Genomic DNA, 14,590 nt, shown 5'->3' with positions numbered 1-14,590 from the left:
TTTCTATTTTTGAAGGGAGAAGGAGAATGCTCATACTTATTAAAAATGGGGAGCTATATGGTCCGGAATATATGGGTCAAAAAGATATCCTCTTGGTTGGAAAGCAAATTGGCTTCATCGAGGACAAGATTGAGGTACCTGACAATTTCGTTGAATTGGAGGTGATTGATGCGAGTGGCCAAATCGTGGCTCCGGGTTTTATAGATGGTCATGTACATATTATCGGCGGAGGAGGGGAAGGGGGCTTTAAAACGAGGACTCCTGAAATCCAATTAACCGATGCCACTTTAGCGGGTATAACGACATTGGTAGGGGTCATCGGAACTGATGGAACGACAAGGACGATGCCCGCACTGCTTGCTAAAGCGAGAGCGCTTGAAGAAGAAGGAATTAGCTGCTTCGTTCAGACTGGTTCCTATCAAGTTCCAGTCAAGACGTTAACCGGTAAGATCGAAGATGATTTGATTCTTGTGGATAAAATTATCGGTGTTGGCGAGATAGCCATTGCCGATCATCGTTCCTCGCAGCCTACTGCAGCCGAGCTGGCTAAACTGGCCTCTCAGGCGCGAAATGGGGGTCTGCTGTCCGGGAAAAGCGGTGTCGTCAACATTCATGTCGGCGACAGTCTAGATCATTTGGATGTAATTGAGGAAGTTGTCGAGACAACAGAAATACCGATTACACAGTTCTACCCTACACATATAAACCGAAATCCGCATTTATTCAATGCAGGCGTGAAATATGCAAAAAAAGGGGGTTATATCGATTTTACGACAAGTACGATCGAGAAGTTCCTTGAAGAAGGAGAGGTCAAAGCAAGCACAGCAATAAAAAGGGCACTGGAAGAAGGCGTTGAAATCGGGCAAATCACCATAACTTCAGATGGACAAGCCAGCCTGCCTGACTTCGATGGAAGCGGCAATCTGCGGGGTTTGAACATAGGTACATGCATGTCCTTATATGATTGTGTTGTCGATGCTGTCCTTGAGGATGGAGTGACAATTGCCGATGCCATACGAGTTGCCACGGCAAACCCGGCAAACATTTTAAAACTTTCTGCAAAGGGACAGCTTGCGCCAGGTAAGGACGCCGATATCATCATGATGAAGAAACAAACTTTAGAAATAAATAGTGTTATCGCGATGGGGCAGATCATGGTCAAGGATGGTGAAGCAGTCGTGAAAGGAACATTTGAAAAATAGAGCTCTCCATTTTTGTTGGTAGGGTATCCGCGAATGTATTGCTTTTATCGCTTGAGATATTTCCGATGCGTGTAATGCCCCCAACAATCAGAAATGCAAAAAGACCCATAATTATATAATGGGTCTTTTTTTGTGCTGGATACTTTTTGGATGAGGTTGTGAATCGATCGAGCATACCAACAAATTGTAGGGGAAAATGGAAATTTTCCCATTGAAGGATCTCATTTTCAAAATGAAGGTGAAGTATCAGAAAACATATTCTAAATAAAGGTAATATACGAAAAATTCATTCCATTTAACATATTATTAAAAACTTGGATGTATTATCCTTTTATATAAGGGAATGTATTTTATGAAACAGCATTTAATCACAGACATAGAGACCAATAAAACATTTTGGGCTGTTATTTCATGACTGTTCAAAACCTTGGTAAGTTTGCGAATCAAATCTATCTTAAGGGGAGAAATGAAATGGAAAAGACGGGAAACCCAATAATGAAAGCGCATTCAGATGGAACTGAGCCGGAAATGTTTCGTGTATTGACTCCTGAAGGGGAAATCATTGAAACGATTGATGGAAAAATCGATAAATCACTTATGTTAAAGATGTATGAGAGCATGCTCCTGCTCAGAACATTTGACCGAAAATCAATTAATCTCCAGCGCCAAGGCAGGATTGGGACATATGCACCTTTCGAAGGACAGGAAGCATCACAGGTAGGAAGCGCTTTAGCGTTGTCGGCAGAGGATTGGATGTTTCCCACATACCGTGATCATGGAGCTGCAATCATTCATGGACAGGAACTATACCGTGTTTTCCTATATTGGATGGCACACTTTGACGGCTCAATTTGTCCAGAAGGAAAAAGGATCATGCCTCCAAGTGTTCCCATTGCCACTCAAATGGTTCATGCGGTTGGTACGGCTTGGGCAAGTAAGCTTAAAGGCGAACAGAATGTTAGCATTGCTTATTTTGGTGATGGAGCCACTTCTGAAGGGGACTTTCATGAGGCACTGAATTTTGCTGGTGTTTATAAAACCCCGACAATCTTTTTCTGCCAAAATAATGGCTACGCAATCAGTGTGCCTTTTGAAAAGCAATCGGCATCCAAAACGATATCACAGCGGGCTGCTGCTTATGACATCCATGGGGTAAGGGTGGATGGAAATGATATTTTTGCAGTATGGCTGACTGTTAAGGAGGCTGTCGAAAGGGCGCTTAACGGGGAAGGGCCTACATTGATCGAAGCCATTACCTTTCGCTATGGCGCCCATACTACTGCAGACAATCCGAACATCTATCGCGATCAGGACGAAATTTCAACCTTCTGGAGAGAAAACCGCGATCCCATAACACGTCTTAGAAAGTATTTGAATAAAGAGGGTCACTGGAATGAAAAGCAGGAGGAATTGGTGATAAAACAATTCAACGAACTGATCGATGCTCACCTTCAAAGAGCTGAAGGGTATCCAAAATCCGACCCGCTCGAAATGTTTAACCATGTATATGCAAAGGAGTCATGGCATTTAAAGGAACAGAAGCAAGAATTGAACCAAATCTTAAGGAAAGGCGGGAAGAAATAATGGGCAAAAATTTAACGATGCTCCAGGCCATTACAGAAGCGCTGGACCAAATGCTGGATCATGATGATCGTGTGATGATCTTGGGTGAGGATATTGGAGTGAATGGCGGGGTTTTTCGATCGACGGAAGGGCTTTATGAGAAGTATGGAAAAGATCGTGTTGTCGATACGCCATTAGCTGAATCCGGAATCATCGGCTCTGCGATAGGTTTAGCCCTTAACGGCATGCTGCCCATAGTGGAAATCCAGTTTCTCGCTTTTATTTATCCCGGATTCGAGCAACTCGTTTCCCATGCTGCCCGAATGAGGTATCGTACTCGTGGGCAATTTGGGGTACCCCTCGTAATCCGTACTCCATATGGTGCTGGAATCAGGGGTCCTGAACTTCATTCTGAAAGTGTCGAAACCTTCTTTGCCCATACCCCGGGTTTAAAGGTGGTTGCACCCAGTAATCCATATGACGCAAAAGGGCTGCTCATTTCAGCGCTCGAAGATCCAGATCCGGTGATTTTTTTGGAACCGACTAAATTGTATCGGGCCTTTAAGGAAGAAGTTCCCGACGAAATGTACCGAATTCCCATCGGTCAAGCAAAAGTGGTCCAGGATGGAAGCGACCTGACCATTTTTGCATGGGGGGCCATGCTAAGGGAGGCATTGACCGCCGCGAAAAAGATTGAAGCGGAAAAAGGATGGAAGTGTGAAGTGGTCGATCTACGAACATTATACCCTCTGGATAGGGATACGATCGTGCAATCCATTAAAAAGACAGGTCGTGCATTAATCGTCCATGAAGCTCATAAGACTGCCGGATTAGGTGCGGAGATCATCTCCATCATTAATGATGAAGCTCTTATTTACCTGAAAGCGCCGATTAAGCGAGTAACAGGATTTGATGTTCCGGTTCCGCCTTTTACAATAGAAGATCATTATTTACCGACTGTTGACCGTGTAAAACAAGGAATAGTCGAAACGATATCATTTTAATTGTGATTATGGGAGAAGGAGGATGACGCATGATGGAATTTAAACTTCCTGATGTAGGGGAAGGGATGCATGAAGGGGAAATTATCCAATGGCTCATCAAAGAAGGGGATGCGGTAAAACAGGATCAACCCATTGTTGAGGTGCAAACGGATAAAGTCAATGCGGAATTGACTGCTCCCGCAGCGGGGGTGGTCAAGAAGATATTTTTTTCCGAAGGGGATATCGTGGAAGTGGGAACCACAATATTCACCATTCAGGAAGAGAAGGATATGTCAGTTCCGGATACAGGCATGATTAAAGAAGAAAACCAAGTCGTGCAATCCGGCGATGTAAAAGTGAATGCAGTGCATATTACGACTAAACAGCATCATGAGGCAGTGCGTGCGCTGGCAACACCATTTGTGCGTCAATTGGCGAGGGAAATGAAGATTGATATCGAAAAGGTTAAAGGCTCCGGTCCAGCTGGGCGAATTACCGAAAGTGACTTGAAGCAGTTTAAAGAAAATAATTCGTTTTCACGGGAAAATGCTAAACAGCTTGATGATAGGATTGTTCAAGATATGGCCCCGATGAAGGATGTCATCCAGGCAAAAGGTTTGGAATATGAGCGGGAAGAGCGGATTCCGCTTAAAGGCATTCGTAAGAAAATCGCTGAACATATGGTAAAGTCGGTTTCGACCATTCCTCATGTAACCCATGTAGATGAATTGGAAATGGACCGATTGAAGGAATTTAAAAGTCAATTAAAGGAGTACTCCGATGATAAGGATATTAAATTGACTTTTTTGCCATTTTTCGTTAAAGCCATTGCCATCGCCTTAAAGGAGTTCAAAACATTAAATGCTTCAATTGATGAAAGAACCAATGAAATCATCCTGAAAAATTATTATCACATTGGGATTGCGACGCATACAAAAGAGGGTCTCATTGTTCCAGTCATAAAACATGCCGATCAAAAAACCATTTTCCAATTGGCTGATGAAATTAGGCGATTGGCAGCCCAAGCCCGTGAAGGGAAGTTGAACATAGACCAAATCACAGGCAGTACATTTACCATCAGCAATGTAGGTCCGATCGGAGGGCTGCACGCGACCCCAATCATTAACTATCCGGAAGCGGCCATATTAGCTTTGCATAAAATGGAACATCGCATGGTCGTTCGCGATTTGGAAGGTGTTATCCGTTTAATGATGAATATGTCACTTTCTTTCGACCATCGTTTGATTGATGGGGTAACGGCGGTGCATTTTACCAATAGAATCAAGGAATTGCTGGAAAATCCAATTCGTTTAATTGTGGAGATGAGATAAATGGTAGTTGGGGAAGTTGCTGTAGAGACGGATGTTGTCATCATGGGGGGAGGTCCGGGAGGATATGCTGCGGCTATCCGTCTCGGCCAGTTAGGAAAATCGGTCGTGCTTATTGAAAAGGATAAGCTGGGCGGGGTTTGCCTTAATCGGGGCTGTATACCATCAAAGGCATTGATTCACTCAGCAGATCAATACCAAAGGCTTAACGATTTAGGTAAAATGGGAATCCGGCTGCCTCAGGAAAAACCCACTATGGACTTGGGAGTTTGGCAGGATTGGAAAGCGGGCATCACATCTCAATTGAGGCAAGGTATTGCCCATTTGTGTAAGGAAAATGGAGTGACGGTGGTTAAAGGTCAAGCAACCTTTTTATCTGATGACCGCATTGGAGTCGAAACCGATGGCGATTTTGAAACCTATAAGTTTGAGCAGGCAATTATTGCGACGGGGTCCAGGCCTTTCATTCCATCCTTCATTAAAGTCGATGGAGAATATATATTGGATTCGACATCATCTTTGCAGCTGAAGGAAGTTCCTTCAAGCTTGTCAATCATTGGCGGAGGATATATCGGAATCGAATTGGGTATGGCATTTGCAAAGCTAGGTACTAAAGTGACCATCATTGAAATGGCCAATCGCATACTCCCTCAAGTTGCTGAAAACCTGGTAAAGGAAGTCACAAGGAATGCCAAGAAGCTTGGGATGAATATCAAAACCTCCTCGAGGGTAGAAAAGGCCGCTGTAGTGGATGGTCAAGTACATCTTCATGTGTCCTCCGAAGAACAAGGGACGGAAGTGGTAGTGAGCGAAAAGACCCTGGTTACAATTGGCAGGATGCCTAACACGGAAGAAATTGGCCTGAATCGGGCTGGAGTTACGGTTGGCGAGAAAGGCCATATAGCAGTGGATATGGAATGCCGTACAAATGTGCCGCACATCTTTGCCATCGGTGACACTACCCCTGGTCCGGCTCTTGCCCATCGAGCGTCCAAACAGGGAATCGTGGCAGCTGAAGTGATAGGGGGGCTGCCAAGTGCCGTTGACTCACCTTATGTTCCCTATGTTATCTTCTCGGAACCACAAATAGCTGGTGTTGGTTTAAGCCGTGAAGAAGCTGAACAACAGGGATACAGCGTCAAGGTCGGCAAATTTCCGTTCAGTGCCAACGGAAGGGCGCTTGCAACGAATGAAACGGAGGGATTTGCTGAAGTGATCGTGGATGCTAATAGCCATATATTGCTCGGTATGCATATGGTAGGTGCGGATGCTTCCAACCTTATAGGTGAAGGGGTCCTTGCCCTTGAGCTGGCGGCTAGGGTCGAAGATATAGCCCTCAGCATGCATCCTCATCCAACTTTGAACGAGGGGTGGATGGAAGCGGCTGAGGCAGTTTTGGGACATGCGATTCACATCAAAAATAATTAACATAATTGGAATATGTATCATGGGGATTACCAATGTAGTCCCCGATTAGAATGTTTCATTTTAATAGAGTCAGAAACCCGGTGATTGGTCCCCGTAAGGCAGGGCTATCTGCAAGACACTCCATTCCGAAAATCTGACCCGGCGTTTGACCAAACGGGAGCCGTATTAGCCTGCAATGATTCCTCTTGTAAAACTAACGGCTTATTGATATCATTTTTACTTTGGGGAAGTATGAGAAGAGTTTTCAAGAAGGCTTTGCATCCTTCCACTCCTAAACCATAACGGTTGATGAGATAACTTATCTATTCGCCATTCAACGATTGAAATGGGTTTGATTTTTTATATGAAAAAATTATGGAATGAAGGAGGCAAATGTAATGGAGTCAAATGGTGGGTCACTGCAAAAGAAATTATTGCCGCGGCATATTAGCATGATGGCAATGGGAGGGGCAATAGGTACTGGGATTTTTAAAGGAAGTGCCGAAACCATATCGTTAGCAGGGCCAGGAGTCATTTTCACTTATATTTTTGCAGGATTATTACTGCTTGTAGTCATGGGTGCTATAGCCGAAATGGCAATTGTCTATCCAAATACGAATATGAAGGGTTTCGTTCAGAAAGCATTCGGTAAGCGCTCTTCCTTCATCGTAGGCTGGATGTATTGTTTCATGTGGCTGTCCGTATGTGTCATTGAGGTAGTGGTGGCAGGAAGCTTCTTGCAGTATTGGCTCCCGGCAATCCCGCTATGGGTATTAAGTTTAGGATGTGCGGCTTTCATCATAGGGATTAACATGATGAATGTTAAAAATTATGGTGAATTCGAATTTTGGTTTGCTGGCATCAAAATTACAATGATCATCTTATTCATCATATTGGGAGCCTGTATTTTATTTGGGGTCATCCCAAGCGGCGGATCTAATTATCTGCAAAACTTCACAGGGCATGGAGGGTTTTTCCCAAATGGGTGGGTGTCCATCTTTTCGGCATTACTGATTGTCATGTTCTCATATGGCGGTTCCGAGTTAATAGGGGTGACGGTAACGGAAGCAAAGGATGCGGAACGCATTTTACCAAAGGTCATTAAAAACTATATTTGGAGAGTCGTATTATTTTTCACCTTACCGATACTTGTAATCTGCGGTTTGATTCCGTGGAACGAAATTAGCGACCAGGCAAGTCCGTTTGTACAAGTATTGTCAATGTCAGGTTTTCAGGGTTCTGCACATATCATGAATTTCATATTGATCACGGCCGTCTTATCAGCCGCTAACTCTGGAATATATGGGTGTACCCGAATGTTGCATTCTTTAGCTGCAGAAGGGGAAGCTCCCAAGTCGTTCTCATATGTATCAAAAAATGGCGTTCCCTTGTATAGTTTGATATTAAGTGCAGTTGTATTGGTCGTCGGCTCCATGATTACCTTCGTTGCACAGGACCAGGCATTTACTCTATTAATGGCTTTTCCGGGTTTTGTAGTCTCACTAGTATGGATCAGCATCTGTTTAGCGCAGCTAAAACTTCGCAATTCATATCCCAAAGCTCCGAGTTTTAAATTGTGGGGCTTTCCATATGTAACCTTGTTTACTGTAATCACCTTAAGCATCATTTGTGTCACGTTCGTGTTCAGTGAACAGAATCGGATCAGTATCATTGCTTGCCTAATTGTGTTGGCTGCCTTAATCTCGATTTCGATTTTTAAATTTAAAAGTGTGGATGCACAGGAAACTCCTATAATAGAAAAGGATATTGCTAAATAAATCCACGTAAAAGATACGGCATGGGCAAAGGCGTCCATGTCGTATCTTTCATGAATGATCATTGATAAACAGCCACTTCATTTCGATCGGTCATGCACCGGACGTTTTATTGATTATATGTCGTAAGGATGCTATGAATCTCTCGTTTTCAGGCGGAGTGCCGATGGTCACGCGGATAGTATTTTCATAGCCTAGTAAATGACCTGAACGGATGATGACACCCTGAAGTAATAACATCTCAAAAATGTCCCTGCCAGGCTGGTTCAATTTGACCATCAAGAAGTTAGCATGTGAAGGGAAGAATGTTAATCCCATCTTGCTTAGTTCGTTTTCTAAATATATTCTTCCTTCCTCATTCTTACGAACACATTTCTCAACGAATGGAAGGTCGTCGAGGGAAGCGAATGCCGCAGCCTGTGCTAAACGGTTGGTATTGAAGGGTTCCTTCACTTTAACGAGCTCTTGTATAATGGATGCATCCATTATACCGTAACCAATCCTTAATGCAGCCAGGCCATAAATCTTAGAAAAGGTGCGTAAGATAACCAGATTTGAATGCATATTTAAAAGTGGTAAAGTTTCTAAATATTCCGCATCTTCGACGTATTCATAGTATGCTTCATCAACGATCAGCAAAATATGTTTTGGCACCTTCTCAATAAAAGAGCGCAACTTATCTTTTTGAACGATCGTTCCTGTTGGATTATTGGGATTACAGACAAATATCATTCTTGTTTTTTCTGTTATGCCTTCATACATACCCTGCAGGTCATGTACACCGTTAATAAGAGGTATCTTTACAGGTGTGCCGCCGTCAATCAATACATTCGTTTCATAACGTGGAAATGTCACATCAGCCATGATGACTTCATCATTTTGTTGGATATAGGTTCTTGTTAACAAACGTATCACTTCATCAGATCCATTTCCCAAAATGATATGATCTTTATCGATATTCAATTTCCTTGCCAGCTTTTCAGCTAATGCCGGTGCCATACCTTCAGGATAAAAGGAGGTTTGCTCCATTTCGGAAAGCATGGCTTCTTTTGCTAGAGTTGAGCAACCGTATGGATTTTCATTGGATGCCAATTTAACGATCGTTTCAAGACCAAGTTCACGTTGCACTTCTTCAATTGGCTTGCCGGAAACATATGGGCTAATGCTTTCGATGTTTTGTCGAACCGGGATTTTCGTAAAGGTCAATGCAGGTTCCTCCCTTTGGTAAATTCTGAATTTTCTTTTTCTATTTGATTATTTTAATGATAGAATATTAACTGGTAAAATTACATACAAAAAAGAATATATTTATTGCTATCCATACAACATTTTAAAGAAATATATGCTTATATTCCTTCATTATGAAAGGCGGTTGCTTCATGGATGAAATAGATGTCAGGTTACTGGAACTTTTACAAAGAGATGGACGCATTACCATTAGTGAACTATCGAAGAAATTGGCTCTCAGTCGACCTAGCATCTCTGAACGTATGTATCGTCTGCGAGAAAAGGGGATCATTGAGGGGTTCAGTGCAAGAGTTTCACCTCTGGCAATAGGAAGGGGTGTACTTGTGTTCATTCAGGTGAGTGAACTTAAGGTTCCTGTTTCCGATTTTGAGACATTGGTGAAAAATGATTTAGACATTATCGAGTGCCATCGTGTAACAGGGACTGTTGGATATTTTTTGAAAGCTGCTTTAGCTGATATGGACAGCATGAGATTACTGATAGATCGATTGATACCATATGGACATCTGAATACATCCGTGGTTTTGACATCCCCGGTACCTTCCCGCTCCATTCTTCCAAGGATCAATGAAATGGAGGATTATGGGGCGAAATCTTAGGTGGTAATTCAACGTAAATGGATTCAGTGACCGTTCAAACTACAAAATAGGTTTATTACAGAAAGGAACGAGGCACGGAGCCTGTTCCTTTTTTGGTGTTACTTTAAATCCATCAAAGCCCCGAAATATTGCTGGGCGGTTGTAAAACAAATGAATGCCAATAGTTCAGAAATTTCTTCATCACTGAATGCCTCCTTCAACACTTGGAGAAACTTTTCCTCCGTTTTTTCACGTTGCAAGAGGAATACCTCCGCAAAGGCGATTGCATAGCTTTCTTTCATATCTTCCGGCTTTAGTGGAGATCCTTTTGCCTGGCAGTATAAGCAGCCATTGCCATAGGCCAGCACCCTTCTGACGTTTTCCTTTAACTTCTTCGAAAGTTTCCCATCTGCAGATAGGTAATCTGAAAGCTCCGACCATTTATGCGAAATCTCTTCAGAATGAAATAATCTTTGAAATGGACTGGATCCCTGCGATGATTTTTTAATTCTTGTCATGAACATCTCTCCTTTGAGATAATCTTAATATAAAAATTCAGGAATTTTAATTCCATTTGTAAAGTATTACGATTAAATTATGAATGAATGTAAAGAGAAGAAGGGAGATAATTTTAAAATGAAAATAGATGAAAAAGACCGGAGCATCCTTGCCGAATTAACGTTAAATAGCCGAATTTCCATGAGGGAATTGGCAAAGAAAGTAAACCTCTCCGCCCCCACTGTTGCCGAACGGGTACGGCAAATGGAGTCGTTCGGGATCATTAAAGGGTATGTTGCCGAGATTGATCATAAAAAGATAGGCTTTCCGATTGAGTGTATCGTAGAAGCAACGATAAAAAATGGTGAATATGAGAAATTCAAAAAGTATATTTCCAAGGAGCCGAATGTTGACTTTTGTTATCGAATTGCCGGGCAGGCTTGCTTTATGCTGAAAATCCACACTCAGAGTCTTGAAGAAGTGGAGGAATTCATCAATCGGACCATTCCTTTTGCGGCAACCGTTACCCATGTGATCCTTTCACAGGTGGAGCGGGAATAGGAATGAGTATTTTTATAATGGTAGAAAAAGAGATCTCTATATGCCGATATTTTGAACCGTTCTTGAATTGATGGATAAAATCACGTGTCCATAAAGGTATACATACGTTTGCTGCACCTGGATATTTCCTGGTGTTTTTTTGCAATCAATGCTTTCGGTGATTCATGAAAGAATAAGCAAATGGAATAAAGGGTACATGTAATAATGGATAATAATCTGAAAAAGGTGGGGTGAGGTATCATGGAGGGAACTGACGGCTTGAAACCTGAACTAGCCAGGGAAGCAGTTAATGTGATTGAAGATGTAGCTGGAAAACATCCTGGTTATCGGCGTGCACATGCAAGGGGATATGTTTATGAGGGGGTTTTTACTCCAAACGGAAAAGCGTCCCCATTAACGGTGGCTTCACATCTTCAGGGTGAAGCAGTGCCGGCGATCATTCGGTTTTCAAATAGCTCGCCGATTCCAAGCCATCCTGATGCCATTTCCCCTGTAAAGGGCATGGCGGTCAAGTTTCAATTGCCGAATGGTGAGGTGTCAGATCTTATTGCGGTGACCATTCCGTTATTCTTTGCGAAAACACCGGAAGCGTTTGTTGATATTGCTGGTTTTTTCAAATCTGCCAAAGAAGGTTTCCCAAATCTGAAAGAACTTGCAAAAATCCTGTGGAAGTACCCTGAAAGCAAGGCAAGCCTGCAAATGCTTAAAGAAATGCGTTCTCCAGCCAGTTTCTCAACGTGTCAATATTACTCCATTCATGCATTTTATTTCATTAACGCGGAAGGAAGGCGGCAGGCCATCAAGTACGAGTGGGTGCCTGATGCCGGCCTAAGTATGCTAGAAAAAAAGGATTTGGCCAACCATTCTCCAGAGTATCTGATTGAAGAAATGGAAGAGAGGCTTAAAGAAGGTTCGGTGGGCTTTAAATTGAACATACAAATAGGAGGGGAAAATGACCCGACTGACGATCCAACCACAGCTTGGTCGGAAGATAAACAGGTAATCACGATTGGGCATTTAATGATTTCCAAAAAATCGGAAGTGAGTAAAGATACTTTATTGTTTGATCCAACCAATATTTCTGAAGGAATCGAGTGCTCGGAAGACCGGATCTTGCATTTTCGCCATAGTGCGTATGCCGTTTCATATGAACGACGGATAAATAACCAATGAATGAAATCACGAAAAGGGAACCCCGAATGAAAGGGGTTCCCTTCAGACTTAGGAAAACCTGCTTTCAGAAATCCATTCCCTTTCGCACTGTCAGACAGGCCTCTAATCAAATCAACCGTCTGGGGTTTTGGCTAGCCAGTTATTCGGCAGGAGTGTCGCAAATTTTCAATCTGGTGAGAATGGCAGTAAAAAAACTTAAAGGATAAGGAATTGTTTTAAAATCATGGTTCGGGATGAGACCAATCTGAACCCTTTTTATAGTAGCTTACATTTTTCCGGATCTGAAAATGGTGTAGAGCATAAGTAAGAACATCAGGGTTGCAACGACAAATCCAATCTCTATAACCGGTATTTTCCATAGGATCAAGGTTTCCCCGCCTATTGCAGAGCCGATAATGAGACCGACCATGATTATGCTGAATGCAAGCAGGATAATACTGAACGACAGCCGATTCGAGATTTGATCAAGCTTATGTAAAAATACTTGGAGTTCGGGAATGTTGATATCGAGGCGCAATTTCCCTTTTTTAATGATGCCTGTCACTTCCTTGATCTCCTTGGGCAGTTCAGCCATGGCTTCAGCAGACTCGATGAATTGATTCCAGGCGTTTTTCGCTATGTTTTTTGGATTGTAGCGTTCCTTAAAAAGCCTCTCCCCGAAAGGTTCAGCTGCCTTCATGATGCTGAAATTTGGATCTAACCCTTCGACAATGGCCTCCATGGTAAGCAGAGCCTTGCCGAGCATCGTGAATTCGGGAGGGATTTGGACTTGATGCCGATTGGCAACAGTGAACAGGTCATTGACTGCTCCGCCTAAACTGATTTGGCTCAATGGGATATCATAATATTTATTTCGCAGCTCATCAATATCCCCCCTTAATGGGGCCATATCTATTTCGTCCGTCAGGAGGCCCATATCTGAAAGCGTCTTGATCAATCCATTGGTGCTTCCGCGTTTCAGGTTAATGACTAGCGAGGCGAACTGATACTTCGTTTCCTCCTCAAGACGTCCTACCATTCCGAAATCCATGAGTGCAACGACATTTCCCGGCAAAATGATGATATTGCCCGGATGGGGATCGCCGTGGTAAAAGCCATCGATCAATATTTGCTGAAGCATGGAGTTCGCTAATCTTTCCGCGATTTGCCGGCGATCATACCCTTCATCATCAAGCTGTTTATAATGATTGATCTTAATTCCTTGAATGAAATCCATCGTCAGGACCCTTTTTGTGGAAAACTCCCAATGAACCCTTGGTACCTTAAACCCTTGATCATCGATGAACTGCTTGGCGATTCTTTCCCCGTTTCGACCCTCGGAGTTATAATCGAGTTCTGCACGGAGGGATTTAGCGAATTCATCAATCATTTTTCTGATTTGGTAGCGTCTTGCCCAAGATATGCGAGCTTCCATAAGTCTTGCCAAATCATCTAGAATTTCCAAATCCGTTTCCACTGTCGGCAGAATATCGGGCCGCTGCACTTTGATTGCTACGACTTCCTGTGAAGGAAGCCGTGCCGTATGGACCTGTCCAATTGAAGCGGTTGCCAGAGGGGTTTCATTAAATTCAAGAAAAATGTTTTCCAAAGAATCGCCCAATTCACTTTCGACAATTTTGCGAACCTTATCAAATGGAAAGGGGGCCACCTGGTCCTGTAGCTTTTCAAGTTCGCGGACGATCTCGTCGGGAACGAAATCACGCCTCGTACTTGCAATCTGACCAAGTTTAATGAATGTTGGTCCCAAGCTTTGTAATATCTTATGCAGCCGCTCTCCGATTGAGCGGAGGTTCAGGTCTTCATCGGGTTGGAGTTTCGATCCCGCTTTGCTCTCGGATAATCCGAGGCGATAGATGAAGTAACCGAAACCATTTTTCAAGAAGGCATTAATGATTTCCTGGTAACGATGTGCGTGTTTCAGTCGCTTGCGAAACATTCAAGTACCTCCTGTCACGATTGTAAGTTTTGGTTCTGCTTCTCCAAAATTACGATACGGCGCTCCAATTCCTGAACTTCTTCTTTAGTTGCCAAGTTTAGGCCATTGAGCGCTTGATTGACTTTGGCCTTGACGGAATCATCCAGCTGCTTTTGGGCTTGTTCCCCTTTTTCGACCCATTGCTTCAAAAGGACCCTGGAGTCCTCTTTGCTGATATCGCCTTTTTTGACAAGAGAGTCCACTGCTTTTTCAATTTGCTCTTTTGTAGCAGCGGCAGCACCTAATCCTAAAGAAAACACATTTTTTAATAAGTCCATTTTTACATTCCTCCAATATCA

General features: G+C 43.0%; 13 protein-coding genes. 9 read left to right on the top strand and 4 right to left on the bottom strand.

Annotation, left to right across the window (positions count from 1 at the left end):
* The first annotated feature begins 26 nt into the window (after positions 1-26).
* From iadA to ACFVS1_RS16330, 6 genes are all read left to right on the top strand, one after another.
* Positions 27-1,202 carry a beta-aspartyl-peptidase gene (gene iadA, locus ACFVS1_RS16355; RefSeq protein WP_352922196.1) on the top strand — a complete coding sequence of 392 codons (1,176 nt, stop codon included), beginning with the start codon at positions 27-29 and terminating at the stop codon, positions 1,200-1,202.
* A 471-nt stretch (positions 1,203-1,673) separates the two neighbouring features.
* The gene (gene pdhA / locus ACFVS1_RS16350; protein WP_387548812.1) at positions 1,674-2,786 is read left to right on the top strand and encodes a pyruvate dehydrogenase (acetyl-transferring) E1 component subunit alpha; all 1,113 of its coding nucleotides are present in this window, start codon (positions 1,674-1,676) and stop codon (positions 2,784-2,786) included.
* Positions 2,786-3,769 carry an alpha-ketoacid dehydrogenase subunit beta gene (locus ACFVS1_RS16345; protein ID WP_352922191.1) on the top strand — a complete coding sequence of 328 codons (984 nt, stop codon included), beginning with the start codon at positions 2,786-2,788 and terminating at the stop codon, positions 3,767-3,769. The genes pdhA and ACFVS1_RS16345 overlap by 1 nt, the downstream gene beginning before the upstream one ends.
* A 29-nt stretch (positions 3,770-3,798) precedes the next feature.
* Positions 3,799-5,079 carry a dihydrolipoamide acetyltransferase family protein gene (locus ACFVS1_RS16340; RefSeq protein ID WP_352922188.1) on the top strand — a complete coding sequence of 427 codons (1,281 nt, stop codon included), beginning with the start codon at positions 3,799-3,801 and terminating at the stop codon, positions 5,077-5,079.
* Complete coding sequence (gene lpdA, locus ACFVS1_RS16335; protein ID WP_387548810.1) at positions 5,080-6,504, top strand: dihydrolipoyl dehydrogenase; 1,425 nt, start codon at positions 5,080-5,082, stop codon at positions 6,502-6,504. It begins immediately after the preceding gene.
* Positions 6,505-6,881: 377 nt separating this feature from the next.
* Entirely contained in the window at positions 6,882-8,261 is a 1,380-nt protein-coding gene (locus ACFVS1_RS16330; RefSeq protein ID WP_387548808.1) for an amino acid permease, read from the top strand.
* Between the two features lie 90 nt (positions 8,262-8,351).
* Here the strand turns inward: ACFVS1_RS16330 and hisC are convergent, their stop codons facing one another.
* Entirely contained in the window at positions 8,352-9,464 is a 1,113-nt protein-coding gene (hisC, locus tag ACFVS1_RS16325) for a histidinol-phosphate transaminase (protein ID WP_387548806.1), read from the bottom strand.
* A gap of 173 nt (positions 9,465-9,637) precedes the next feature.
* Between hisC and ACFVS1_RS16320 the strand changes: the two genes are divergently transcribed.
* On the top strand, positions 9,638-10,105 hold the full coding sequence (locus tag ACFVS1_RS16320; RefSeq protein WP_387548804.1) for an Lrp/AsnC family transcriptional regulator: 468 nt from the start codon (positions 9,638-9,640) through the stop codon (positions 10,103-10,105).
* Between the two features lie 98 nt (positions 10,106-10,203).
* Here the strand turns inward: ACFVS1_RS16320 and ACFVS1_RS16315 are convergent, their stop codons facing one another.
* On the bottom strand, positions 10,204-10,602 hold the full coding sequence (locus ACFVS1_RS16315; RefSeq protein WP_387548802.1) for a carboxymuconolactone decarboxylase family protein: 399 nt from the start codon (positions 10,600-10,602) through the stop codon (positions 10,204-10,206).
* 118 nt (positions 10,603-10,720) lie between these two features.
* On the opposite strand from ACFVS1_RS16315, the gene ACFVS1_RS16310 reads away from it, so the two are divergent.
* On the top strand, positions 10,721-11,143 hold the full coding sequence (locus ACFVS1_RS16310; RefSeq protein WP_387548800.1) for an Lrp/AsnC family transcriptional regulator: 423 nt from the start codon (positions 10,721-10,723) through the stop codon (positions 11,141-11,143).
* Positions 11,144-11,383: 240 nt separating this feature from the next.
* Positions 11,384-12,316: a catalase family peroxidase gene (locus tag ACFVS1_RS16305; RefSeq protein ID WP_387548798.1), complete on the top strand. Its 933-nt coding sequence runs from the start codon at positions 11,384-11,386 to the stop codon at positions 12,314-12,316.
* A 265-nt stretch (positions 12,317-12,581) separates the two neighbouring features.
* Here the strand turns inward: ACFVS1_RS16305 and ACFVS1_RS16300 are convergent, their stop codons facing one another.
* Together ACFVS1_RS16300 and ACFVS1_RS16295 are read right to left on the bottom strand one after the other, a co-directional pair.
* Positions 12,582-14,252: an ABC1 kinase family protein gene (locus ACFVS1_RS16300; protein ID WP_387548796.1), complete on the bottom strand. Its 1,671-nt coding sequence runs from the start codon at positions 14,250-14,252 to the stop codon at positions 12,582-12,584.
* A gap of 14 nt (positions 14,253-14,266) precedes the next feature.
* Entirely contained in the window at positions 14,267-14,569 is a 303-nt protein-coding gene (locus ACFVS1_RS16295; RefSeq protein ID WP_241590714.1) for a phasin family protein, read from the bottom strand.
* Between the last annotated feature and the right edge of the window lie 21 nt (positions 14,570-14,590).

It is taken from the genome of Peribacillus sp. NPDC058075 (assembly GCF_042885195.1).
Classification (GTDB): Bacteria; Bacillota; Bacilli; order Bacillales; family DSM-1321; genus Peribacillus.
The sequence above is the reverse complement of the archived record's forward strand: the minus strand, read 5'-3'. Positions and strand labels throughout refer to the sequence as shown.